We start from the raw sequence: 24,421 nt of genomic DNA on the forward strand, positions 1-24,421 counted from the left end.
GAAGTCGTCGCCGCGCGCTCGCGGCCGGTGTGCGGAACGGGCCGCCGCTCAGTGGCAGTGCTTCGCCTCCGTCGCCGGGATGTCCAGCGCCGGGTTGCGGTCGAAGAAGCCGACGGGCTTCAACGTGAAACCGGTGTACTCCACCGGCATCACGGGCCAGTCCTCCGGCCGCGGGAAGTGCGTGGTGCCGAACGTGTGCCAGACGACGACGTCCTCGCCGTCGATCGACCGGTCCGCCGCCACCCACGCCGGGAGGCCGGCGCCGCCCGGGTTCTGGTTCACGAAGTCGCCGGCCGGGTAGCGCTCGGCCGGGTCGTAGCGGGTCACCCACAGCGCGTTGGTGGCGAAGGTGGCGCGCGCGTGGATGGACGAGGCGGGGTCGGCCAGCATCGTGGCCCTGCCCTCCGGGATCAGCGCGTACCCCACCGGCTGGCCCAACCCGTTGAGCTTGTCCGGGTTCACGATGTGCCACGTGCGCACCCGCTCCTGGGCCGATGCCCGCTGCGCCTCCGACTCCCGGGTGAGCCGGGTGCGCCGGCGCCGGAACGCGTTGCCGTACGGGTTGCCCTCCCCGATCGGCACGGTCGCCGCCTCGACCTCGTCGACGGCGTTGGCGACCCCGTCGACGGTCATGTCGAGGCGTGCGGAGAACAGGTGCTGGTGGAACGGCGCGCCCAGCCCGGGCGCCACCTCGGTGGCGTACTCGCCGGGGGTGCCGGAGGTGAACAGGAGGCCGGTGGCCTTGACCTCGAGCTGGATGGTGCCGTCGAGGTAGAGGTACCAGTAGAAGCCGTAGTCGTAGTTGCCGATCGGGGTGAAGAACGAGATCACCAGCCGGCGCTGGCGGCGCACCTCGCGCGAGTTGGTGAAGAGGTCGGAGTGCTTCCACAGCACCCCGTAGTCCTCCTCGTGCATGCAGATGGCGTTGGCGATGGTGCGCGGGTTGCCGAGGTCGTCGGCGATGACCGCGTCGACGTAGTGGATGTCGCCGAGGCAGTCGCAGCCCAGCTGCAGCGAGTCGGCGTAGCGGGCGAACATGTACTCGCCGCAGTCGAAGTAGTTCTGCCAGAACCGCACCGGTGACGGGTCGGCGTACGGCACCACCATCTCCGCGATCGACGCGCGGTAGCAGATGGGCCGCTGGTCGAACGCGATCTGGTGCAGGGTGAGTCCCTCGCGCTCGTTGAACCCGATCCGCAGGTCCCACTTGCCCCAGCGCACCCGCCCGTCCTCGACGGTGAACGAGCGGCCCTCCGGCTGCGTGATCTCGATCGGCTTCAAGGAGTCGAGCGGCGGACCCTGCACCTCGGGGTCGTCGAAGTTGCCGCTGGTCGCCGGCACGGGGACGAGCTCCTCGTCGATCACGCGGTCGACGGTGCGGGCGGTGAGGTCGACGTAGGCGACGAGCCCGTCGATCGGGTGCGCCCACGGGTGGTCCTTCGCGTGGTCCTGGCGGAACCCGAACGAGCGGACGATCCGGCGGCCGGCCTCCTCCGGGTAGTCCGGGTAGACCCCGGCCGACAGCGGCACCGCCCGCACCGACGCCGGGTCGATGCCGCGCCGCTCCAGGGCGGCGAGCCAGGCCGGCTCGGCGCCGAGGATGTCCTCGACCAGCTCGAACTCCGTGTCGATGATCGGCGGCTGGCCGTCGACCGGGGGATCGAGCTCGCGGCTCGACACCACGGTGCGCGAGGTCGCCGAGACGACGGTGTCGAACGACCGTCCGGTGGCGAGGTCGAGCAGCACCGCGCGGAAGCGGCGGTCCACGTCGGCGCCGGGGGTGTGCGCGAGGACGTCGGCCTTCGCCGGCTCCTCCGGCGCGAAGAACGCGACGCGGACGTGCTCGGTGAGCAGTCCGGCCTCGACCAGCACCTCGCGGACGGCCGCCACCTCGGCCTCGGTGGTCATGCTCAGCGGGTGGCCCGTGCGGGCCTCGAGCGTCGTCACGAACGGCTCCTCTCCAGCGCAGGTGCGGATGCAGGACGGCGCGACCAGGCCGCACCGAGGACGAACGCCGCCGCGAGGACGGCACCGATGGCGGTGGCCAGTGCCGGCGATCCACCGATCAACGTAGGGAAGTTGGCGATCGTCAACCAGAGGCAGACGAGCAGCCCGGCCAGCCCGAGCGCGGGCGCGACCAGCGTGTGCCACGGGCGCGTGTCGGCCCGCGTGCGCCGGAAGAACACGATCACCGCAGCGCAGGTCAGCGCCATCAGCACCAGCACGCCGAGGGTGGCGGTGCCTGCCATCCACGCGAACACCTGCGTCACCGGGTCCATGCCGAGCAGCGCGAACGCCACGATGAAGACCAGCGCGGTGACGGTCTGGGTGAGCGACGCGACGTGCGGCGACGTGTGCCGCGGGTGGCTGCGCCCGCACGTCGCGGGCAGCGCGCCGGAGTTGCCGAGTGTGAAGAAGTACCGCGCCAGCACGTTGTGGAACGACAGGATCGCCGCGAACATGCTGGTCATCAGCAGCACCTGGGCGAGGTCGCCGCCCACCGTCCCGAGGACGTTCGTGATCGTCGTGACGAGCATGTTCCCGGGGTCGGCCGTGGCCTGCTCGACGGCGGCGGTGTCGCCCCACGCGGAGACGACGGCCCAGCCGGACAGCGTGTAGAAGACGCCGATGAGCAGCAGCGCGGTGTAGGTGGCGCGCGGGATGGTGCGATCCGGGTCGCGGGCCTCGTCACGGAACACCGCGGTGGCCTCGAACCCGATGAACGACGCGATCGCGAACATGATCGCGACGCCGAGCGCGCCGGAGACGAACTGCCCGGGCTGCAGGAAGGCGGTCGACAGCCCTTCCGGCGAGCCGCCCCCGGTGGCCGCGACGACCACGTCGAAGATCAGCACGATCGCCACCTCGGCGATCAGCAGCACGCCCAGCACCCGGCCGGACAGCTCGATGTGCCGGTAGCCGAGCGCCGCGACGATCGCGAGGACGACGACCGACCACAGCCACCACGGCAGCGCCGGCCCGCCCCAGTGCTGCACCAGCCCGTCGATGACGGCACCGATGTAGCCGTACACGGCCAGCTGCACCGCCGTGTACGTGACGAGCGCGAGGAACGCGGAGCCCAGGCCCGGTGCCCGGCCCAGGCCGCGCTGCACGTACGCGTAGAACGCGCCCGCGTTCGGCACGTGCCGGCTCATCGCGCAGAACCCGACGGCGAACAGGAGCAGGATCGCGCAGCAGAGCGCGAACGTCGTGGGGAACGCGGCGCCGTTGCCGGCGGCGATGCCGATCGGCACCGAGCCGGCGATGACGGTCATCGGTGCCGCGGCGGCCACCACCATGAAGACGATCGATCCGACGCCGAGCGAGCCGGCGAGGGTGTGGGGTTTCTCCGTGCTGTGATCAGGGCCCATGTCCGGTCTCCCACCGGTCGAGCGACGGCGACGGCGGTCACCCTCACCGGGCCGCGGGGCGCCGGTCAAAGGCCGTTCCCGCCCCGCGGTAAACCGGCCGGCGGAATTCTCATTCGCCCCGTGGCCGGCGGTGACCTGCGGTGGATACGGTGCGCCGCATGCCCGCATGGGTCCCGCCGACGCTGCGCGACCGCTCCCCGGTGGCGGGGTTGCGGCGCCGCCGGCTGGGGCCGGTCGAGGTGTTCGCGCAGTCGGTGTCCGGCGCGGCACCGTCGGCGGCGATGGCGGCCACCCCCGTGATCGTGGCGGCGTCGGCCGGCCGCGCGACGGTGGTGTCGTTCCTGGTCGCGACGGTGCTGATGCTGCTCGTGGCGACCTGCATCGGGCAGTTCACCCGCCGGATGGCCGCACCGGGCGGGCTCTACAGCCTCACCGCGAAGGGCCTGCCGCCCGGTGCGGCGTTCGCGTGCGCGATCGGCCTGATCGCCGGCTACGGGCTGCTGGCGGCCGCCGCGCTCGCCGGGGTCGGCGCCTACGGGGAGGCGCTGCTCGCGACGGCGGGGGTGCGGGCGGGCCCGCTGCCGACGGCGGCCGGGATCGCCGTGGTCGGTGCGCTCGTCGCCCTGCTGGCGCTGCGCGGCGTGCGGCTCTCGGCCCGCGTGGTGCTGCTCGTGGAGAGCGTGGCGATCGCCCTGATGGTCGGGGTGTTCGTGGTGCTGCTGGTGACCGGGCCGACCCCCGGCCCGCCCGCCGACCTGCCGGCGCCGGGGCTGGGCGGGATCGCGGTCGGCGTGGTGCCGGCGATCGCGGCGTTCATCGGATTCGAGGTGGCGACCGTGCTGGGGGCGGAGGCCCGCAAGCCGTTCCGCAGCGTGCCGCGGGCCGTCGGCGCCACGGCGGCGGTCGCGGGAGTGCTGTACCTGTTCGCTGCGCACGTCCAGGTGGTCGGGTTCAGCACCACGCCCGGCGGGCTCGCCGCCCAGCAGGAGCCGGTGAACGCGCTGGCCGCCGCCGGCGGATGGGCGTGGGTGCCCGTCGTGCTCGACTCGGCGCTGGTCATGTCGTTCGCCGCCTGTGCGCTCGCGACGGTGACGGCGCTGGTGCGCGTGCTCTTCTCGCTGTCGCGGGACGGGCTGGCGCCGGCCGCTTGGGGTCGTACCCACCGCCGCTACCGCACGCCGCACGTGGCGCTCGCCGTGGCCGTGCCCGTGGTCGTCGGTGCGCTCGCCGTGCCCGTCGCGACCGGCCTGCCGATCCTGCCGGTGCTCATCGTGCTGCTGACGATGGCGACCTGCGGCTTCCTCGTCGCGTACGTGCTGGTGTGCGCGGCCGCCCCGGTGTTCCTGCACCGCATCGACGAGCTGACCCGACCCGCGGTCGTCGCCGCCGCCGTGATCGTGCCCGTCCTGCTGTTCGTGCTGGTCGCGTTCGTGCTGGTCTCGCCGTTGCCGTCGATGCTGCTCGGAGGGCTCGCCGTGGCGGGCCTGGCCTGGTACGCGTGGCTGCGCCTCGCCCGGCCGGCCGAGCTGGCAGGCATCGGCGTCTACGACGAGACGGTCGCCGCCGACGTGCTGGGCACCCCGTGACGACGCCGCTCTCCGGCCGCCAGCCCAAGGCGGTGCGCAGCGCGCTGGCCGTGCTGGAGGAGGTCGTCGCGGCCGGCCCGGGCGTCACGGCGAAGGAGATCTCGGCGGCGCTGCGGCTGCCGTCGGCCACGACCTACCGGCTGCTCAACCTGCTCGTCGCCGACGAGTACCTGGTGCGGCTGCCCGACCTGAAGGGGTTCGCGCTGGGCCGGCGCGCCGCCCGGCTCGCCCTGCCCGCCTCCGGCACCGTCCCGACCGCGGCCCGCGCCGTCGTCGAGCACCTGCGCGGGCAGGTGCGCTGGGGCGTGCACCTGGCGTCGTTCACCACCGGGCAGGTCGTCGTGGTCGACGCCGACCCGGACCACCCGCCGAGCGCCGCCGCCGTCCTGGCCAGGTTCCCGCAGGCCAGCGCGCTGGGCCGGTTGCTACTGGCCGAGCAGCCCGACTGGCGGGCGCTGGTGCGCGAGCTGCGCCCGCTCACCCCGCACACCGTCCAGGACGCGGCCGCGCTCGACGCCGTCCTCGTCGAGGTTGACGCCGCCGGCTGGGCCCGCCAGCTCGGCGAGCTCTCCGCCGAGCGCGGCTGCCTCGCCGTCCCGATCCGGGCGCCGGGCGACGGCCGGCTCGTCGCCGGGCTGGCACTGGCCGGTCCCGTCGCCCGCGTGGCGGAGCCGAACGAGCCGCTGCTCGATCTCCTGCGCCAGCACGCCGAGCGCTTGGCCCCGCTGCTCGCCTGACTCCGTGGTTACCGTGGACCCGTGCCGAGCTCGTCGATCCAGTGGCCCGGAATGCGGTCCGAACACCACGCCCTGCCGCCGAGCGACCGAACGACCACCACGAAGGCCGACCAGGTCGGCGTCTCGTTCTCGCAGCACACCGCGGCCGTCCGGACCGTGGGCGGGCGCTCGACGAAGGGCGACGTCGCCGCGGGCGCCGTGTTCGTCACGGGCGCCCACGCCATCGCGTGGAGCGAGATCGGCGAGCGGACCGAGGCGGTGGAGATCTACCTCGACCCGGCGCTGCTGCCCGCGCGGCCCGTGGGGACGGCGCTCGACGTCCGCGACGGGGTGGTGCTCGGCGCCGCGCACGTGCTGCGCAGGGCGCACGTCACCGGGGGTGGGCTCACCGACGTGGCGGCGAGCACGCTCGCCCACCGCCTCGCCCGGCACCTCGACGAGGTGTACGCGCCTGGCGGCCGGAGACCGCGCGCCCCGAGCGGTGCGCTGGACCGCCGGCTGGTGGACCGCGTCGCGCAGTTCGTCGACGCGCACCTGCAGGAGACGCTCAGCCTGGACCGGCTCGCCGGCGTCGCCGCGCTGAGCCCGTTCCACTTCGCGCGCGCGTTCCGCGCGGCCACCGGCGCCACCCCGCACCAGTTCGTGACGGCCCGCCGCATCGAGGCCGCCCGCGCCCGGCTCCTGGCGACGCAGGCGAGCGTCGTCGACATCGCCCACGGCGTCGGGTTCTCCAACCTGAGCCACTTCCGCCGGGTGTTCCGCCGCGAGCTGGGGATGCTGCCCGGTGATCTTCGAGGACAGCAGGATCGGACCCTCTCCTGACGGCGGCGGCGTGCCAGCATCCGGCTGTGATCCACTCCCGTCCGTTCCAGTTCTTCAACGGTGACGTCCCGCTCGCGGCCCGTGTCCACCGCAACGTCGACGACCTGCTCGAACCGCAGCCCGCGGTGCTGGTCACCGGCTCGTGGCTGACCGTCAAGGAGCAAATGGCCGACCGGTACGCCGCCGAGCTCGCGGCCCGCGGGTACACCGCGGTCACGTTCGACTTCGCCGGCTGGGGCGCCAGCGGTGGCACGCCGCGGCACGCGGAGCTGCCCGCGCGGAAGATCGACGACATCGTCGCCGTGGCGCGTGCGGTGTCGACGCTGTCGTTCGTCCGACCTGGCGCGATCGGGTACCTCGGCGTGTGCGCCTCGGCGCAGTACGCGCTGCGCGCGCTGGCGGCGGGCGCCCCGATCGCCTCGATGGTCAGCGTGGCCGGGTGGTTCCACGACACCGCGACGGTCGCGCCGTTCTACGGCGGAGCGGACGGCGTCGCGCTGCGCCTCGACCGCGCGGCCGCGGCGTTCGAGCTCTACCAGCACACCGGCGAGGTGCGGACCGTCCCGGCGTACGAGCCGGGCAACGACCGCGCGGGCATGTCGTTCGAGCTGCCCTACTACGCCGAGCCCGGCCGCGGCGCCGTCCCGAACTGGGAGAACGCGATGGCCGAGTTCAGCTGGGCCTACTGGCTGACGTTCGACGGCCTCTCCGCCGCCCCGGCGGTGTCGGTTCCCACGCTGTTCGTCCACAGCGAGGACTGCGTGCTGCCCGACAACGTGCGCCACGTCGCGGCGGCGCTGCGCGGGCCGACGGAGATCCTATGGGCCGACGGCACCCAGATCGACTTCTACGACCAGGAGGCACAGGTGACGCTCGCCGTCGACGCAGCCGACAAGCACTACCGCACTACCCTCCCGTCATGATCGTCGTCACGGGTGCGACCGGGAACGTGGGGGGCGAGCTGGTGCGGCAGCTCGCGGAACGGGGCGAGGCGGTCCGCGGGGTCGTGCGCACGGCGACCGCCGCGCTCCCCGACGGCGCCGAGCGCGCCGTCGGCGACCTGAACGAGCCGGAGAGCCTGCGCGCGGCGTTCGCCGGCGCCGATGCGCTCTTCCTGCTGGCCGGCTACCCGGACGCGGTGCTGGAGGAGGCCCGCGCCGCCGGCATCACCCGGGTGGCGCTGCTCTCCGGTGGCTCGGCGGCCACCGGGCGGACCGACAACGCCGTCTCGCAGTACATGATCGCCACCGAACGGGCCGTGCAGGCCTCCGGGCTGGACTGGACGTTCCTGCGCCCGTCCGGGTTCATGTCGAACACGCTCCAGTGGACGGAACAGCTGGCTGCGGGCGACGTCGTGCGGGCGCCGTTCGCGGACGTACCGATCGCCGTGATCGACCCGGCCGACATCGCCGCCGTCGCGCTCGAGGCGCTCACGTCCGACGGGCACGCCGGGAAGGCGTACCTGCTGACCGGCCCCGAACCGCTGCTGCCCGCCGATCGGCTGCGCATCCTCGGTGACGTGCTCGGCCGCGACCTGCGGTTCGAGGCAGAGCCCAACGACGAGGCGTGGACACGGATGTCCGCGAGCATGCCCGAGCGGTACGTGCGCGCGTTCTTCAGCTTCTACGTCGACCGGACGCTGGACGAGTCGATCGTGTACCCGACCGTCGCCGAGGTCACCGGACGCCCGCCGCGCACGTTCGAGCAGTGGGCGACGGCGCACGCAGCAGCTTTCGGAGGACGCAGTGGGTGATCCCATGACCGTGCTGACCCGGCTGCTGCACGCCGTCGACGCGCTGGACTGGGCCGCGGCCCGGGCGACGTTCGCCGACACCGTCCGCGCCGACTACACCGAGCTGGCCGGCGGCGAGGTCGAGGACGTCGCCGCCGACGAGCTGATCGGCCGCTGGCAGGCCGTCTTCCCGGGGTTCGACGCCACGCAGCACGTCACCGGCCCCGGCGTCGTCACGCCCGAGGACGACGGCCTGCTGCGGCTGGACACCCACGTCCGGGCCTTCCACCGGATCGCCGACGCCGAGGGCGGCCCGCTGTGGGGCGTCCACGGGCACTACGTCGTGCGCGTCCGGGCCGGCCTGATCGTGGGGATCACGCTGCAGCTCTACTACCAGGAGGGCAACCTGACCCTCCCCGCCCTGGCCACGTCCCGCACGGTCACGCAGCCGCGAACCCCGCGCACCTGACCTGGAGAGTCAGTACGTGCTCATCACGTGCTTGACGCGCGTGTAGTCCTCCAGCGCGTACGACGACAGGTCCTTCCCGTAGCCGGACTGCTTGAACCCGCCGTGCGGCATCTCCGCGACGAGCGGGATGTGGCAGTTGATCCACACGCAGCCGAAGTCGAGCGCGCGGGAGAGCCGGATGGTGCGGCCGTGGTCGCTGGTCCACACGCTCGACGCGAGGCCGTAGGTCGTGTCGTTGGCCAGCGCGACGGCCTCGTCCTCGTCGTCGAAGGTCTGCACGGTGATCACCGGGCCGAAGATCTCGGTGGAGACGAGCTCGTCGGTCTGGCGGAGGCCGCTGATGACGGTCGGCGGGTAGAAGTACCCGCCGCCGTCCGCCGCGGACCCGCCGCAGAGCACCTGCGCGTGCGCCGGGGCCCGCGAGACCAGCCCGGACACCTTCGCCAGCTGGTCCGGGTTGTTCAGCGGCGGAATGAAGAAGTCCTCCGACCCGTCCGTCTCGTCGCGGGAGAAGCGGATGTCGGCGGCCTGCTCGACGAGCTTGGCGGCCAGCGCCTCGGCGACGGACGCGTGCGCGATCACGCGGGTGCCGGCGGTGCAGTCCTGGCCGGCGTTGAAGAACCCGGCTGCGGCGATGCCCTCGGCGGCCGCGTCGAGGTCGGCGTCGTCGAACACGACGACCGGCGCGTTGCCGCCCAGCTCCAGATGCACCCGGGTGACGCGCCGCGCCGCCGACTCGGCCACCGCCTTGCCCGCGCGGGTGGAGCCGGTGATGGCGACCATCGCGGGGATGTCGTGGTCGGTCATCGCGGCGCCGGTGGCCCGGTCGCCGCACACCACGTTGAGCACGCCGGGCGGGAGGATCTCGTTGAACAGCTCGCCCATCCGCACGCTGCTCGCCGGGGTGGTGTCGGACGGCTTGAGCACCATCGTGTTGCCCGCCGCGATGGCCGGGCCGATCTTCCAGATCGCCATCATCATCGGGTAGTTCCACGGCGTGATCGACCCGATCACGCCGAGCGGCTCCCGCCGGATCGTCGACGAGTGCCCGGCCATGTACTCGCTGGTCGCGGCGCCCTGCAGGTGCCGGGCCGCGCCGGCGAAGAAGCGCAGCTGGTCGGCCATCGGGCCGATCTCCTCCGACAGCGTGAGGCCCTTGGGCTTGCCGGTGTCGCGCGCCTCGATCTCGACGAGCTCCGGCCCGTGCTCCTCGACGGCGTCGGCCATCTTCAACAGCGCAGCCATGCGGTCGGCGGGGGTGGTGTCGCGCCAGCCCTCCCGGAACGCGCGCTGCGCGCACGTGTACGCCGCGTCGACGTCGGCGGGGCCGGAGAGCGGCGCCGTCGCGTAGACCTCGCCGGTGGCGGGATCGACGATGTCGAGCGTGCGCCCGTCGGCCGCCGCCACCGGCTTGCCGTCGATGATGTTGTGGAACGTCTGCACAGCTGTCCCCTCACTTGGTCACGGTGCCGGCGGAGTCGCCGGAGAGCCGGTTGGCCAGGTAGACCGGCAGCACCGAGATCACGACGAGCACGACGGCCGCCACGTTGACGACCGGGCTCTGGTTGGGCCGGAACAGGTTCTGGAAGATCCACAGCGGGAGCGTCTGGATGCCGGGACCTGCGGTGAACGTGGTCACGATGATCTCGTCGAACGACAGGGCGAACGCCAGGAGCGCGCCGGCGAACAGCGCGCCGCGCAGCGCCGGGAAGGTGACCAGCCGCCACGTCGTCCACGGGGTGGCGCCGAGGTCCATCGACGCCTCCTCGGCGGTGCCGGACATGCGCCGCAGCCGCGCGGACGCGTTGTTGACGACGATGACGATGCAGAACGTGGCGTGCCCGACGACCAGCGTGAAGAACGTGAGCCCGCCCAGCGCCTGCGTGAACAGGGTGTTGAGCGCGATGCCCGTGACGATGCCGGGCAGCGCGATGGGCAGCAGCACCAGCAGGGAGACGATCTCCTTGCCGAAGAACTCGTAGCGCACCAGCGCCATCGACGCGAGCGTGCCCAGCACCACTGCGACCACCGTCGCACCGGCCGCGACCTGCACGGACGTCCACGCCGCGTCGATCACGCCCTGGTTGGTGGCGGCCACCTGCCACCAGCGCAGCGTGAACCCGGGCGGCGGCCAGGTGAACGTGGCGCTCGCCGAGAACGAGTTGAGCAGCACCAGCGCCATCGGCACGTAGATGAACAGCAGCACCACGACCGCTGCGGTGCGCAGCAGCCAGCGGGCGGTCGCCGAGAGCACCATGTCAGAGCCTCCCGAGCGCGCCGGTGCGGCGGATCGTCAGCAGGTAGAACGCCATCACGACGAGCGGCAGCACCGCCACCGCGGCCGCGAACGGCAGGTCGGTGGAGAACGTCTGGTAGACGACGTTGCCGAGCATCTGGTTGGTGCCGCCGACGAGCTGCACGGTGATGTAGTCGCCGAGCGACAGGGAGAACGTGAACACCGAGCCGGCGGCGACCGCCGGACCGAGCACCGGGAACACGACCGTGCGGAACGCCGTCCACGGGCGGGCGCCCAGGTCGGCCGCCGCCTCCAGGAACGAGCCGCGCATCGAGCTGATCCCGGCGTAGACGGGCAGCACCATGTACGGCAGCCACAGGTAGGTCAGCGTGACGACCACGGCGACCCACCCGTAGCCGGGGGAGAGGCCGCCGAGCGGCCCCTCCGGCGCCAGCAGGACCCGCCACGCGTACACCTTCACCAGGTACGACGCCCACAACGGGGTGAGCACCAGCGCCACCAGCACCGGCCGGCTGCGCGCGCCGGCCGCCAGCGCCATGTACGTCGCGAGCGGCAGGGCCAGCAGCAGGCACAGCAGCGTCACCCCGACGGCCACGCCGACCGTCCGCAGCACCGTGAGCAGGTACGCCGGCTCGGTCAGCACGTTCAGGACGTTGTCGAGCGTGAACGAGTAGGTGATCCGTCCGGTGAAGCTGTCGGTGCCGAAGAACGCGGTGGCGAGCAGGAACCCGAGCGGCACGACGTAGAACAGCCCGAGCCAGATCAGCGCGGGCGTGAGCAACCCGGAGAGCCGCAGCCGGGGATGCCGGTGCAGCACGGCGGCAACGGACAAGACTCCACCTCCTGTGGTCCCCGGGTGACCGCGCCTACGAGCTACGCAACTGCGTCCACGCCCGCACCCACTCGTCGTACGGGATGCACTTGGCGTCGGTGCGCCCGTCGACGCAGCTCTCGACCGGCGTGGTCCAGTAGTAGACGTTGTTCCAGAACCCGGTCTCCTGCGCGTGGTACTGGGTGCAGTGGTCCTTGTTCGTGGTGAGCGCGCAGGACTTCGAGTTGGCCGGCGCCTCCCCGAAGTACTCCGCGATCTGCGCGTTGACCTGCGGCGACACGACGTGGTTGAGCCACAGGTACGAGCAGTTGATGTTCGCGGTGCCCTTCTTGACCATCCACGTGTCCGACCATCCGGTTGCGCCCTCGGTCGGCTTGGTGGTGCCGACCTTGCCCGGCGCGTCGGCGTTGGCGAGGTTCGCGGTGAGCTGCCAGCCCTGGCCCTCCAGCAGCGAGCCGGACGCGAGCCCCTGGCCCTGCTTGACGACGTCGGCCCAGTACTCGGCGACGAGCGGCTTCTGCTGCTGCAGCAGCGCGATGGCGGCGTCGAACTGCTTCCTGTCCAGCGCGTACGGGTTCTTGATGCCGAGCTCGGGCTTCGTCGACATCAGGTAGACGGCGGCGTCGGCGATGTAGATCGCGTCGTCGTACGGGCTGATCTTGCCCTTGGCCGGGGACGCCGGGTCCCACATGTTCTTCCACGACGTGGGCGGCGTCGGGTTGGCGGCGGTGTTGTAGAGCAGCAGGTTGGCGCCGCGGCCGTGCGGGATGCCGTAGTTCTGGCCGGCGACGGTGTTCCAGGGCTTGTCCTTGAGCTCGCCGATGACGTCGGCGTAGTTGGGCACGAGCGCCGTGTTGATGGGCTGGACCCGGTCGCCGTAGACGAGCCGCAGCGACGCGTCGCCCGACGCGGAGACGACGTCGTACTCGCCGGTGGAGAACAGCTGCACGGCCTCGGCGGACGTCGCGAACGTCTTCACCGTGACCTGGCAGCCGGTCTGCTGCTCGAACGGGGTGACCCAGTCGACCTTGGGGTCGGTGGAGCCGTCCTCGGCGTAGCCGGGCCAGGCGAGCACGGACAGCTTGCCCTCGCCCTTCCCGACGGGCCCGGCGTAGGCCTGGGCCGCCGGTGGCGCCGCCCCGCCGCCGGGTGCGCTGCCGCCGCCACTTCCGCACGCGGCGAGCACGAGCCCGACCGCACCGATCAGCGCTGCAGTGCGCGCTGCTGCCATGACCCGCATCTGTCGCTCTCCTTCACTGGTGCAGTGGGACTTCGTGGTCGTGCCGCCAGGTGAGCCGGACCCGCGCGCCGCGGTCGGGCACCTTGTCGTCCTCCGGTCCGGCGAGCAGCAGCACCGACAGCTGCCCGCCCGCGTCGAGCTCGACGACGCAGCGCGTGGTCGGGCCGGTGTAGACCAGCTCCTCGACGACTCCGAGCGCGGCCGATCGGCCGGCGGGCACCGGGTCGGTGGGGTCGCTGATCGCGATCTTCTCCGGCCGCACGCTCCAGCTGCCGGCGCGCCCGATGATCGCCTGCGCGGCCTCCGAGCCCAGTACGTTCGACGTGCCGACGAACCCGGCGACGAACGCCGACACGGGCCGCTCGTAGACCTCCTGCGCCGAGCCCGCCTGCTCCACCCGCCCGTCGTTGAACACGACTACCCGGTCGGCCAGGGTCAGCGCCTCGTCCTGGTCGTGCGTGACCAGCACGAACGTGATGCCGGAGGCGCGCTGGATCTGCTTGAGCTCCACCTGCATCTGCTCGCGGAGTTTGAGGTCGAGCGCGCCGAGGGGCTCGTCGAGCAATAGGACGGCCGGCCGGTCCACGAGCGCGCGGGCGAGCGCGACGCGCTGGCGCTGGCCGCCCGAGAGCGCGGTGGGCGCCCGCTCGGCCATGGCGTCCAGCCGCACGGTGGCCAGCGCCTCCAGCGCGCGCCGGCGGCGCTCGGCCCGGTCGACGCCGGCGATGCGCAGCGGGTACTCGACGTTGCGCAGCACCGACAGGTGTGGGAACAGCGCGTAGTCCTGGAAGACGGTGTGCACGTCGCGGTCGAACGGGGCGTTGCGCGTGACGTCCCTGCCGGCGAGGGAGATCGTGCCGGCGGTGGGGCTCTCGAAGCCCGCGATCAGCCGCAGCACCGTCGTCTTGCCGGAGCCGGACGGGCCCAGCAGCGTGACGAACTCGCCGTCGGCGATGTCGAGGTCGAGGTCGTGCACGGCGACGACGCCGCCGGGGAACTCCTTGCGCACGCCGCGCAGCGTGATCGCCGGGGACGGGTCAGACGGCACGAGCGCTCCCGTTCGTCCGGTTGTGGCAGCAACGTGGGCGAAAAACTATGAGTTCATAGGTTTTATGTCAATGCCTGTGGCAGAGTGAGCGCGAAGACCCAGCGAAGGAGTGACGCGTGCGCAACACCGCCCATGCGGCGGGTGGCCGGGCGGCGGTGTTCGCACCGCTCGACGTCGGCAAACGGGCCGACGCCGTCGTCCGCCGGCTCTCCGAGGGCATCCACCTCGGCCTGCTCGCCCCCGACGAGCAGCTGCCCAGCGAGACCGACCTCGCCGAGGCCTTCGGCGTCTCGGCCGTGACGGTGCGGGAGGCGCTCACCGCGCTGCGCGGGCAGGGCCTGCTGGTCACGCGCCGGGGCCGCAACGGCGGCAGCTTCGTGCGCGGGGGGGCCACCGACGAGGGCGCCGAGACCGCGGTGCTGCGCGAGCGCCTGCGCGCGGTCAGCCCGTCCGAGCTGCGCGACCTCGCCGACCACTACGGCGCGCTGGCCAGCACCTGCGCCGCCCTCGCCGCCGAACGCGCCGGCGAGCTGGACGTCGCGCTGATCGCCGACAGCGTGGCCGCGCTGGCCGGCGCCGGGGACCTCGGGGCCCGCCGTCGCGCCGAGTCGCGGTTCCACGTCGAGCTGGCCGCTGCCGCCCAGTCACCCCGCCTGACCAGGGCCGTCATCAGCATGCAGGCCGAGATCGGGCCGCTGCTGTGGCCGTCGCGCGGCGAGTCCGACGTCGTCGCGCGCCATCGCGGCATCCTCGACGCCGTCGCCGCGGGGGACGGGCCGGGCGCGCGCGGGCTGGCCGCCGCGCACCTGTCCACGGCTCTCGCGCGGGCGAGCACGCTGCAGCTCACGTTCCTCGGTGAGCCCGACGGCGAGTCGGATCCGCCGAGCGATCCGGTGGCGGCCGTGATCGAGCGGGTCGCGACGATCTGCGAGAGCACGTTCGCTGCCATCGAGGGCATCCGCGGCGCCGCCGAGCAGCTGCTGCGCCCGCTCGCCGGGCCGGCGCTCCTGCGCCCCGAGGACGTCGAGCCGATCTCGCGCGTCGTGCGGCCGCTGCTCGACACCGACGGCACACCGCTCGTCGGTGCCGGCCTCGTGCTCGAACCCGGGCTCGTCGAGGGCGCCGGCCACTGGATGGAGTGGTGGCACCGCACCCCGGACGGCAGCTCCGTCGAGCGGCTGGAGGTGGATCTGGACCCTTCTGCCACGGCCTTCTACGACTACACCGTGCTGCCGTGGTTCACGGTGCCCCGCCGCACCGGTGCCCGGCACGTCGTCGGGCCGTACGTCGATCACCTGTGCACCCAGGAGTACACGCTCACGTTCACGGCGCCGATCAGCGTCGGCGGCCGGTTCCTCGGGGTCGTCGGCGCCGACATCGTCGACCGCTGGCTGGAGCGCACGCTGCTGCCGCAGCTCGGGGCGATCCGCCGGCCGGCCGCGCTGGTGAACGACGGGGGCCGGGTGGCCGTCGCCAACGATCCCGCACTGGTCGTGGGTTCGGTCGTCCCCGGTGGTGAGCTGCACCACCTCGACCGCCTGCCGCTCGCGCTGCTGATCCGCTGACCCGCGAAGGAGCCACCCATGACCACCACCGCCCCCGGCGCGCTGACCGGTGGCCCGGCGCTGCCCCAGCGCCGCGAGCTGCGCACGGCCGTGCCCGGTCCGCGCTCGCTCGAGCTGCAGGAACGCCGCGCCGCGGCCGTGGCCCGCGGCGTCAGCTCGACGATGCCGGTGTACGCGGCGGCGGCCGGTGGCGGCGTGCTCGTCGACGTCGACGGCAACTCGTTCATCGACCTCGGCTCGGGCATCGCGGTCACCACGGTCGGCAACAGCCACCCGCAGGTCGTCGCCGACGCCGGGGCGGCGCTGGCCCGGTTCACCCACACCTGCTTCATGATCACGCCGTACGAGGGGTACGTGCAGCTCGCCGAGGAGCTGGCCGCCGTCACCCCAGGCGACCACGACAAGCGCACGGCGCTGTTCAACAGCGGCGCCGAGGCCGTGGAGAACGCGGTCAAGATCGCCCGGTACGCGACGGGGCGCAGCGCGGTCGCCGTCGTCGACCACGCCTACCACGGCCGCACCAACCTCACGATGGCGCTGACGGCGAAGAACATGCCGTACAAGGACGGGTTCGGGCCGTTCGCGCCGGAGGTGTACCGGGCGCCCACCTCGTACCCGTTCCGGGACGGGCTCGACGGTCCGGCCGCGGCGGCCCGCACGATCGAGGTGCTCGAACGCTCGGCGGGGGCGAACCGGCTGGCGGCGCTGCTGATCGAGCCGATCCAGGGCGAGGGCGGGTTCGTCGTGCCGGCGCCCGGCTTCCTGGCGGCGCTCGCCGCGTGGTGTCGCGAGCACGGCATCGTGTTCATCGCGGACGAGGTGCAGACCGGCATCGCCCGCACCGGCGCGTGGTTCGCCTGCGACCACGAGGAGGTCGTGCCCGACCTCGTCACGATGGCGAAGGGCATGGGCGGCGGGCTGCCGATCGCCGCGGTCACCGGCCGCGCCGAGCTGGTCGACGCCGTCCACCCCGGTGGGCTCGGCGGCACCTACGGCGGCAACCCGGTGGCGTGCGCCGCTGCGCTGGCCGCGCTGGGTGCCGTCCGCGACGACGGGCTGATCGGGCGCGCCCGCGAGATCGCCGACCACGCACTGCCGCGCCTGCGGCAGCTGGGTGATCCGCGCATCGGCGACGTGCGCGGGCGCGGCGCGATGATCGGCGTCGAGTTCGTCCGCCCGGGCACCGACGAGCCCGACGCCGAGCTCGCCAAGGCCGTCGCCGGCGCGTGCCATCGGGCCGGGGTGATCGTGCTGACGTGCGGGACGTGGGGCAACGTGGTGCGGCTGCTGCCGCCGCTCGCGATCCCGCAGGACCTCCTCGTCGAGGGGCTCGACGTGCTGGAGGAGGCGCTCCGCAGCGCTTGACCTGGAGCGCGCTCCAGGGGGAACGCTCGGCGCATGACCGATCGACCCATGTTCGTGCTGGGCACGATGCTCTTCGGCAACACACAGGACGAGCAGCTCTCGTTCGAGCTGCTCGACCGCTTCGTCGACGCAGGTGGCACCGTCCTCGACACCGCCGACTGCTACGCGTTCTGGCTGCACCCCGACGGCCACGGCGGCACCAGCGAGGAGCTGCTCGGCCGCTGGCTCGCGGCCCGTCCGGGCATGCGGGACCGCGTGCGGATCAGCACCAAGGTGGGCGCCGAGCCCGTGCCGCCCGGCGAGTGGCCGGACAACCGCGAGGGCCTGTCGCCGACCGCGATCAAGGCGGGCATCGAGGGCAGCCTCCGCCGCCTCGGGGTCGACCACGTCGACGTGTTCTGGACCCACGTGGACGACCGGAGCGTCCCGCTCGTCGACGTCGTCGGTGCGCTCGGCGAGCTGGTGGCGGCCGGCACGGTCGGGCAGCTCGGGGTGTCCAACCAGCCGAGCTGGCGGGTCGAGCAGGCCCGGCAGCTCGCCGCCGCGAACGGCCATGCGGGCTACACCGCCGTGCAGCTGGCGCACACCTACCTGCAGCGCCGCCCGGTCGCGTACGTCGACGGCGACTTCGACCAGTTCAGCTGGGCCACCCACCACACCGTCGACCACGTGCGGAGCGAGGGGTTGGAGCTGTGGGCCTACACCCCGCTCCTGAGGGGCGGGTACACCCGGCCGGACCGGATGCCGGCCGAGTTCGACCACCCCAACAGCACCGCCCGGCTCGCCGCGCTCGACGAGGTCGCCGCCGAGCTCGGCGCCACCCGCAACCAGGTCGTGCTGGCCTGGCTGGCCGCCGACCCCACCGTCCGCCCGATCGTCGGCGTCAGCTCGGCGGCGCAGCTGGACGAGGCAGCGGCCGGCATGCGGCTGGAGCTGGCCCCCGAGCAGCTCGCGCGGCTCGACGCGGCCGGCTGAGTGTCGTCGAGCCGAGGTGCACGATCACGGCCAGCATCGCGACGACGGCGACACCGACCGCGAGGCGGTAGCCGCCGAGGGGGTCGGCGGCGAGCGCGGCGACCGCGCTGAGCGCCGGGATCCCGACGGTGATGGCGACCTGCTGGGTGGTCGAGGCGAGCCCTGCGGCGAGCCCCTGCTCGCCGTCGGGCAGGCCGGAGGTCGCGGTGACGGTGGCGGCGACGATGGCCGCGACGTGCCCGAAGAACCCGACGAACAGCGCGGGCACGAGCACGAGCAGCGCGGAGCGGTCGGTGCCGAGCGCGATCAGCGGGACGATCGCGAGCATCTGCACCGCCATGGCGACGACGAGCACCCGCCGGAGCCCGATCCGCCCGATCGCCCGGCCGGCGACGATGCCCGCGACGATCGACGCGAGGCCCGGGATGCCGAACACGAGACCGGTCGCCAGCGGCGACAACGCCAGCACGTGCTGGAGGTAGAGGGTCGTCAGGAAGATGACCGCCGGCTCGACGAGGAAGATCGCGATGCTGGCGAGGTTGCCCTGGACGACGCCGGGCCGGGCGAGGATCGCGATCGGCACCAGCGGAGCCGGGGTGCGCCGCTCGATGCGCCAGAACGCCGCCAGGGCGACGACGCCGACGACCGCGGCGGCCGCCGAGGCGACCGAACCGGCCTCCAGCACCGCGTAGACGAGCGCGACGAGCCCCGCCGTGCCGGTCACGGCGCCGGCGACGTCGAGGCGCGTGCGGTCGGGGCGGCGGCTCTCCGGCACCACGAACGGCGCGGCGACGATCACGACGACGGCCAGCGGCACGTTGACGAGGAATGCGGCGCGCCAGCTCAGCGCCTCGACGAGGGTGCCGCCGGCGAGCGCGCCCACGGTGAAGCCGCCGCAGGCGAGCGCGCCGTTGAGGCCGAGCGCGCGTTCGCGCAGCGGGCCATCGCCGAAGGTCGTGGTGATCAGCGCGAGCGCGGAGGGAATGGCCATCGCCCCGGCGAACCCTTGCAGGGTGCGCGCGGCGAGCAGTGCGGCCGGTGTGGTCGCGATGCCGCCGAGCAGGGAGCCGGCGGCGAGCACCGCCATCGCGACGAGGAGCATCCGGCGCCTGCCGAACTGGTCGCCGAGGCGTCCGAACAGGAGCATGCAGCCGGCGGCCGGCAGCGCGAACGCGGTGGCGATCCAGGGCAGCTGCTCGTCGGACATCCCGACGCCGGCGCCGGCATGCGGCAGCGCGACGTTCAGGATCGAGAAGTCGATCGACAGCATGAAGGACGCGCCGAGCAGGACGGCCAGGATCAGGGCCTCCTGGCGCGAGAAGCGGGTGGGGGCGGAAGCAGCAATCGTATCGCAACTCATGGGTTGCATTCTTGATGCAACCGGAAGGTTGCGTCAAGCGCTGGGTCTGCGCGACGGCCGTGAAAGCACGCTGAAACCCGGGAGGGCGACGGTTCACCCGTGCCTCGCAGAACCCCGCCCCGCAGCGCGGAGGCGGTCGTCGATCTCGCGGCGATCGCCACCAACACCAAGATCGTCCGGTCGCGGACGTCGGCCGCGCTCATGGCCGTGGTCAAGGCCGACGCGTTCGGGCACGGGATGGTGCCGGTCGCGCGGGCGGCGCTCGACGGCGGCGCGACGTGGCTCGGCGTGGTGTGGCCGGGCGAGGCGATGGTCCTGCGCAGCGCCGGGGTCACCGCGCCGGTGCTGGCCTGGCTGTATCCGCCCGCTGCCGAGCTCCGGCCCGCGATCGCGGCCGGGGTGGACCTCGCCGCGTCGACGTTCGAGCAGCTCGCCGGCATCGCGGCGGCGACGACCGGGGACCGGCGGGCGCGGGTCCACCTGAAGGTCGACACGGGACTGGCGCGGTCCGGGGCCGCGGCGAGCGACTGGCCGGCGCTGGTCGCCGCGGCCCGCCGGTACGAACGGGCCGGCCGGATCGAGGTGGTTGCCGTCTGGTCGCACCTGGCCGACGCGGACGCCGACGACCCGGTGCTGGTCGCCGCGCAGGTCGCGCGGCTGGCCGCGGCGGTCGACGTCGCGACGGCCGCCGGTCTGCGCCCGCAGCTGCGGCACCTGGCGAACTCCGCGGGCGCCCTGCACCACGCCGACACCCACCTCGACCTCGTGCGGGTCGGCATCGCCCTGTACGGCTGCGAGCCCGTCCCGCAGCGTCCGGTCGGGCTGCACCCGGCGATGACGCTGCGGGCGCCGGTTGTGTCGGTGAAGCGGGTCGCGGCGGGCACCGGTGTGTCCTACCGGCACGAGTACGTGACGCGGACCGCCACCCGGCTCGCACTGGTCCCGGTCGGCTACGCGGACGGGATCCCGCGGGCCGCAGCCGGCGCAGCGCAGGTGTGGACGGGAACCGAACGGCGTCCGGTGGCGGGGGTGATCGCCATGGACCAGCTGGTCGTCGACATCGGGCCGGCCGGGCCGGACCCGTCCGAGGTGGTGCTGTTCGGGCCGGGCGTCGACGGCGAACCCACCGTCGCGGAGTGGGCGGCGTGGGCCGACACGATCCCGCACGAGCTGCTGTGCCGCGTCGGCGCCCGGGTGGAGCGTCGCCATGTCGGATGAGCGGCTCTGGGTGGCGGTCGTGCACGGCGGCACCGGCGGTGAGCACGACGTGTCCTGCCGCTCCGCGGAGGCGATCGTCCACCACCTCGACCCGACCCGGTTCCGGCCCGTGCCGGTCTACATCGAGCGGGACGGGCGGTGGACGGTCGCCGGCCCGGCCCGGCAGTGGGGGAGCCCGGGGTCGGGGGTGGCCGCGAGCGTCGTCGCCGGCCTGGACGCGGTGCGGCGCTGCGACGTCGCGTTCCCGGCGATGCACGGCGAGTTCGGCGAGGACGGGCACCTGCAGGGCGTGCTGGCCGCGCTCGGCGTGCCGACGGTCGGGTGCGGGCTGCTCGCGAGCGCGCTCGGCATGGACAAGGTGCTCACCAAGACCGTGCTCGCCGCGGCCGGCCTGACCGTCGCCGATGGTGTCGTCGTGGACGTCCGCGACGCGGACCTGGCCGCGGTAGCCGACCGGTTGCCGCTGCCGGTGTTCGTGAAGCCGTCCCGCAGCGGGTCGAGCATCGGGTTGACGAAGGTGTCGCGCTGGGCGGACCTGCCTGCGGCGATCGCGGTGGCGGCCGCCGTCGACCCGGTCGTGCTCGTCGAGGCGGCGATCCCCGGACGCGAGATCGATATCGGGGTGCTGGAGCTGCCCGACGGGACGTTGCGGGCGAGCCCACCGCTGGAGATCATCCTCCCGGACGGCGTGGTGTTCGACTACGCGACCAAGTACGACCCGGCGATCACGCGCCTCGACGTGCCGGCCGCGCTCGACCTCGCCGTCTACGAGCGGATGCGGGAGCAGGCGCTGCGGGCGTTCCGGGTGCTGCAGTGCGCGGGCCTGCTGCGGGTGGACTTCTTCGTGCGGCCCGACGGTGAGCTGGTGCTCAACGAGGTCAACACGTTCCCCGGGTTCACCTCGGGCTCGCAGTACCCGCGCATGTGGGAGGAGGCCGGCCTGCCGTTCCGCTCGCTGTTGACGACCCTGATCGAGACGGCGCTGGCCAAGGCTGGGGTCGCCGCCCCGGCCGCCTCGTCGAGAACGACCATATCGTGATCAACAGGCCCTGTTGATCACCGCAACGTCGTTCTCGACGCGTCAGCGGGGGCGTAGGCCGTCGCGGACGATCTGCAGGAGCCGGCCTGCCGGCGCGGTGTCCGGGCCGTCGAGCGTGGCCCGGACGAGCCCGCCGACCAGTGCCGACACCTCGGCGGCGGTCACGTCCGCACGGATCGCGCCGACCTCCTGCGCGCGGGCCAGCAGCACCGCGAGGGCGGCGCGCAGCTCGTCGGCCGCGGCGCGCACCTCGGCCGATCCGGCACCGGTCAGCACCTCCGGCAGGTCGCGCTTGGCGATGGCCTCGGCGGCGAGCCGATCGAGGAAACCGTCGAACGCGGCGGCCGGATCGGGCTGGTCGGCGCGGCTGCGCGCGTCGGCGACGACGTCGCGCACCCGGGCCTCGGCGACGGCGGCGAACAGCGCCTCCTTCGAGGGGAAGTGCCGGTAGACGGTGCCCGGACCCACGCCCGCTCGGGCCGCGATGTCGTCGAGGGACACCCCTGGGCCGCCCTCGGCGAACGCGGCGCGCGCTGCGTCGAGGACGCGTTGCCGGTTGCGTGCGGCGTCGGCGCGCAGCGGCCGCTCAGCCACGGTTGCCAACCGGGGCGAGCGTTCCGTATCGTCTAAACGGGGCCATCGTTCCGATTGTAGGAGGGCGTCATGAGCAGGTCACCGCGCGAGGTCGCCGAGCGCGTCGCCCGGATGGTGAGCGGCGAGGCGCTGTCGTTCGCCGACATGTTCGCTGCCGACGGCGTGCTCACCTACCCGTTCGCCGCTCCCGGCACCCCCGCGGAGCTGCGCGGCCGCGAGACCATCCGCGAGCACTTCGCCGCGATCGCCGACGGCAGCGGCGCGATCCTCGACATGGCGGGCATCGACAGCGTCATCCGGGAGACCGACGATCCCGAGGTCGTCGTCGCCGAGATCACCCATCATGGCCGCTCGCGCATCACCGGCAAGCCGTACCGGATCGCGGCGGTCGGGGTCATCCGCGTCCGCGACGGCGAGATCGTGCACTACGACGACTACATGGACCCGGTCGCCCTGTCCGCCGCGCTGGGACGCACCCCGCAGTTGGTGGCCGCGCTGACCCGAGAGGGGTGACGACCGCCGAATCTGCTCCGGTCGACCCGCGGTAATCGTTGTGGCATGCACACGATGACGTCCCCGACCCGCGTCCGCGGGATCACGCTGCGCGCCGCCGTCGCGGCCGACGTACCCGCGGTGCAGGCGATCATCCACAGCGCCGTCGACGGGCTGCTCGAGGGCCTGCACTTCGGTGCAGCCGAGCTGGCGGCCGCGCGCAGCGCCGGCATGTTCACCCTCGACGCCGGCCTCGTCCGCGCCGGCACCTACTGCGTGATCGAGATCGACGGCCGGATCGTCGCCAGTAGCGGCAGGAGTCCCGGCGGCGAGGCGATCGCCGGCGGCGCCCCGCGCAGGACGACACCGCCGTCATCGCGCCAGCTACGTCGACCCGGCCTGGGCGCGGCGCAGCCTCGCCGGCCTGCTCGCCCGCACCACGGAGATGGCCGCGCGCATCACGGGCTTCGCCCGGTTCGAGGCGCTCTGCACACCGCCGAGCGAGGCACCGCGCCGCACCCCCGGCTACGCGCTGGTCGCGCGCGAACCCGTCGAGGCCGCACCGGGGGTGATGATGTCCGGGGCGCGGATGCGGAAGGTCATCGGCTGAGCCGCCGCACGCCGGCGATCGTCGTCTCGAGGTCCCGCAGCGCGGAGTGCCGGGTCGGGATCGCAGATGTGCTGCAGGACCGCCCGTCGATGCTCGCGACGGTCTTTCACGATGCACATGGTGGACGCCCGTACTGTCGTCTCGCTGGACGGCGCCGACCTCGGCGCGGTCGCCCATACCCTCTCGGCCGTTAGCGTTGCGTGCGACAAGGTGCAGGCGGCGCCACGTCGAGCGTCGGGCCGCTCGATGCAACGTGGTGGCGGTGGCCCCGCGCCCACTCGACGACAGCGCCAAAAACCCGACGCCCCGTCTCGCAGCTGAACGACGCGCTGGAGGTCGTGCGCCTGGCGCAAAACGGCCGTGACCGGATTCGGCCCGTCATCACGGGATCGCCGCGCTCGGACGCCCCGGGCGCTTCGGGGAGCACGGCCGCCCGTGCGGACGCATTTGTTGGCGGAGCGCAACCGGATGACCGGCGCCGCGGTTGCGGCGCGTGCAGGGATGGACGGCAGGCAGATCACCGATCTTCCACGTGGAGCTCGCTGGAGCGCCGTAGCCTCGGTACATCGGTGAGGAGGGGGATGCAGGATGGCCGATCACGGTGAAGACAGTTCCCGAGTGCCATCGAATGATGAGGTCGAAGCCGCACGGGGGCGCTGGGAGGAGCTCACGGGTGCGCACGGGCAGGACGACGATCGAGCGGTGGCTGCCGCAGAGCACCTCGCACTGCTGCACTACGCCCGGCGCGAAACCGCCGCCGCGTTGCCGTTGATGCGCCTGGTGACCCGGGCCAGACCAGCCGCGCTCGGCAGCAGGCGCCTGCTCTCGACCTTGCTGCGACGCAGCGGGAACTACGAAGAGGCGCTGGTCGAGCACGGCCAGGTCGTAGCGGCGACGGTGGCCGAATCGGGCGCGGAGTCGCGCGCGGCCCTCGCATCGAAGTACAACCACGCGATGCTCCTCCGCGAGGCAGGGGATGTTGATAGCGCAACTCGGCTGTTCACCGAGGTAGCCCAGCAGGCCACGCGCGCGCTCGGACCCGACGACGTCGTCACCCAGGCGGCGCGCGACCAGGCGGGTTGAGCGGGCGCGGTGCCTACGGCACCGCG

At 73.3% G+C, this 24,421-nt stretch carries 23 protein-coding genes; 14 read left to right on the plus strand and 9 right to left on the minus strand.

Going from position 1 to position 24,421, the window contains the following annotated elements; all coding sequences use genetic code 11:
* Positions 1–48 precede the first annotated feature (48 nt).
* Positions 49–1,947: a primary-amine oxidase gene (locus ACQEVB_RS34265; protein ID WP_432981653.1), complete on the minus strand. Its 1,899-nt coding sequence runs from the start codon at positions 1,945–1,947 to the stop codon at positions 49–51.
* Complete coding sequence (locus ACQEVB_RS34270; protein ID WP_432981656.1) at positions 1,944–3,371, minus strand: APC family permease; 1,428 nt, start codon at positions 3,369–3,371, stop codon at positions 1,944–1,946. Before ACQEVB_RS34270 ends, ACQEVB_RS34265 begins: the two co-directional genes overlap by 4 nt.
* 158 nt (positions 3,372–3,529) lie before the next feature.
* Between ACQEVB_RS34270 and ACQEVB_RS34275 the strand changes: the two genes are divergently transcribed.
* Genes ACQEVB_RS34275 through ACQEVB_RS34300 form a run of 6 tightly spaced genes read left to right on the plus strand, consistent with a single transcriptional unit; the run spans position 3,530 to position 8,717 of the window.
* Positions 3,530–4,957, plus strand: a complete 1,428-nt coding sequence (locus tag ACQEVB_RS34275; protein ID WP_432981659.1) for an APC family permease — start codon at positions 3,530–3,532, stop codon at positions 4,955–4,957.
* Positions 4,954–5,694: an IclR family transcriptional regulator gene (locus ACQEVB_RS34280; RefSeq protein WP_432981661.1), complete on the plus strand. Its 741-nt coding sequence runs from the start codon at positions 4,954–4,956 to the stop codon at positions 5,692–5,694. The genes ACQEVB_RS34275 and ACQEVB_RS34280 overlap by 4 nt, the downstream gene beginning before the upstream one ends.
* Positions 5,695–5,715: 21 nt before the next feature.
* Positions 5,716–6,516, plus strand: coding sequence for a helix-turn-helix domain-containing protein (locus tag ACQEVB_RS34285; RefSeq protein ID WP_432981664.1), 801 nt, complete (start codon positions 5,716–5,718; stop codon positions 6,514–6,516).
* A gap of 26 nt (positions 6,517–6,542) precedes the next feature.
* Entirely contained in the window at positions 6,543–7,439 is an 897-nt protein-coding gene (locus ACQEVB_RS34290) for an alpha/beta hydrolase (protein ID WP_432981667.1), read from the plus strand.
* Positions 7,436–8,269: an NAD(P)H-binding protein gene (locus ACQEVB_RS34295; RefSeq protein WP_432981670.1), complete on the plus strand. Its 834-nt coding sequence runs from the start codon at positions 7,436–7,438 to the stop codon at positions 8,267–8,269. Before ACQEVB_RS34290 ends, ACQEVB_RS34295 begins: the two co-directional genes overlap by 4 nt.
* Before the next feature lie 4 nt (positions 8,270–8,273).
* A complete protein-coding gene (locus ACQEVB_RS34300; protein WP_432981673.1) occupies positions 8,274–8,717 on the plus strand; it encodes a nuclear transport factor 2 family protein in 444 nt (147 codons plus the stop codon).
* A gap of 9 nt (positions 8,718–8,726) precedes the next feature.
* On the opposite strand, the gene ACQEVB_RS34305 is transcribed toward ACQEVB_RS34300, so the two are convergent.
* From ACQEVB_RS34305 to ACQEVB_RS34325, 5 genes are read right to left on the minus strand one after another with little or no spacing between them, the layout of a single operon-like run.
* Positions 8,727–10,160, minus strand: coding sequence for an aminobutyraldehyde dehydrogenase (locus ACQEVB_RS34305; RefSeq protein ID WP_432981676.1), 1,434 nt, complete (start codon positions 10,158–10,160; stop codon positions 8,727–8,729).
* A gap of 10 nt (positions 10,161–10,170) precedes the next feature.
* On the minus strand, positions 10,171–10,974 hold the full coding sequence (locus tag ACQEVB_RS34310) for an ABC transporter permease (RefSeq protein WP_432981679.1): 804 nt from the start codon (positions 10,972–10,974) through the stop codon (positions 10,171–10,173).
* A gap of 1 nt (position 10,975) precedes the next feature.
* Positions 10,976–11,806: an ABC transporter permease gene (locus tag ACQEVB_RS34315; protein ID WP_432981682.1), complete on the minus strand. Its 831-nt coding sequence runs from the start codon at positions 11,804–11,806 to the stop codon at positions 10,976–10,978.
* A 34-nt stretch (positions 11,807–11,840) separates the two neighbouring features.
* Entirely contained in the window at positions 11,841–13,046 is a 1,206-nt protein-coding gene (locus tag ACQEVB_RS34320) for an ABC transporter substrate-binding protein (RefSeq protein WP_432981685.1), read from the minus strand.
* Positions 13,047–13,059: 13 nt separating this feature from the next.
* Positions 13,060–14,094, minus strand: coding sequence for an ABC transporter ATP-binding protein (locus tag ACQEVB_RS34325; protein ID WP_432981688.1), 1,035 nt, complete (start codon positions 14,092–14,094; stop codon positions 13,060–13,062).
* Positions 14,095–14,210: 116 nt separating this feature from the next.
* Here ACQEVB_RS34325 and ACQEVB_RS34330 point away from each other — a divergent pair, with 116 nt between their 5' ends.
* The 3 genes from ACQEVB_RS34330 to ACQEVB_RS34340 are packed head-to-tail and all read left to right on the plus strand — an operon-like array spanning position 14,211 to position 17,999.
* Positions 14,211–15,659: an FCD domain-containing protein gene (locus tag ACQEVB_RS34330; protein ID WP_432981691.1), complete on the plus strand. Its 1,449-nt coding sequence runs from the start codon at positions 14,211–14,213 to the stop codon at positions 15,657–15,659.
* 18 nt (positions 15,660–15,677) lie between these two features.
* Positions 15,678–17,024 (plus strand): 4-aminobutyrate--2-oxoglutarate transaminase, encoded by a 1,347-nt coding sequence (gene gabT, locus ACQEVB_RS34335; protein WP_432981694.1) that lies wholly within the window; start codon positions 15,678–15,680, stop codon positions 17,022–17,024.
* A gap of 33 nt (positions 17,025–17,057) precedes the next feature.
* Entirely contained in the window at positions 17,058–17,999 is a 942-nt protein-coding gene (locus tag ACQEVB_RS34340; protein WP_432981697.1) for an aldo/keto reductase, read from the plus strand.
* Here ACQEVB_RS34340 and ACQEVB_RS34345 read toward each other — a convergent pair.
* Positions 17,908–19,359, minus strand: coding sequence for an MFS transporter (locus tag ACQEVB_RS34345; RefSeq protein ID WP_432981700.1), 1,452 nt, complete (start codon positions 19,357–19,359; stop codon positions 17,908–17,910). The two genes, ACQEVB_RS34340 and ACQEVB_RS34345, sit on opposite strands and share 92 nt — an antisense overlap.
* Positions 19,360–19,458: 99 nt before the next feature.
* On the opposite strand from ACQEVB_RS34345, the gene alr reads away from it, so the two are divergent.
* Entirely contained in the window at positions 19,459–20,577 is a 1,119-nt protein-coding gene (gene alr / locus ACQEVB_RS34350) for an alanine racemase (RefSeq protein WP_432981703.1), read from the plus strand.
* Positions 20,567–21,616, plus strand: a complete 1,050-nt coding sequence (locus ACQEVB_RS34355) for a D-alanine--D-alanine ligase family protein (RefSeq protein ID WP_432981706.1) — start codon at positions 20,567–20,569, stop codon at positions 21,614–21,616. The genes alr and ACQEVB_RS34355 overlap by 11 nt, the downstream gene beginning before the upstream one ends.
* Before the next feature lie 42 nt (positions 21,617–21,658).
* Here the strand turns inward: ACQEVB_RS34355 and ACQEVB_RS34360 are convergent, their stop codons facing one another.
* Positions 21,659–22,210, minus strand: a complete 552-nt coding sequence (locus ACQEVB_RS34360) for a TetR/AcrR family transcriptional regulator (RefSeq protein ID WP_432981708.1) — start codon at positions 22,208–22,210, stop codon at positions 21,659–21,661.
* Between the two features lie 69 nt (positions 22,211–22,279).
* Between ACQEVB_RS34360 and ACQEVB_RS34365 the strand changes: the two genes are divergently transcribed.
* The 3 genes from ACQEVB_RS34365 (at position 22,280) to ACQEVB_RS34375 (ending at position 24,395) form a co-directional block, all read left to right on the plus strand.
* Positions 22,280–22,723, plus strand: coding sequence for a nuclear transport factor 2 family protein (locus ACQEVB_RS34365; protein WP_432981711.1), 444 nt, complete (start codon positions 22,280–22,282; stop codon positions 22,721–22,723).
* A gap of 424 nt (positions 22,724–23,147) precedes the next feature.
* Positions 23,148–23,312, plus strand: coding sequence for a hypothetical protein (locus tag ACQEVB_RS34370; RefSeq protein WP_432981714.1), 165 nt, complete (start codon positions 23,148–23,150; stop codon positions 23,310–23,312).
* Positions 23,313–23,900: 588 nt separating this feature from the next.
* A complete protein-coding gene (locus tag ACQEVB_RS34375) occupies positions 23,901–24,395 on the plus strand; it encodes a hypothetical protein (RefSeq protein WP_432981717.1) in 495 nt (164 codons plus the stop codon).
* Positions 24,396–24,421 lie beyond the last annotated feature (26 nt).

This window comes from Pseudonocardia sp. CA-107938, from assembly GCF_050936315.1.
Taxonomy (GTDB): Bacteria; Actinomycetota; Actinomycetes; order Mycobacteriales; family Pseudonocardiaceae; genus Pseudonocardia.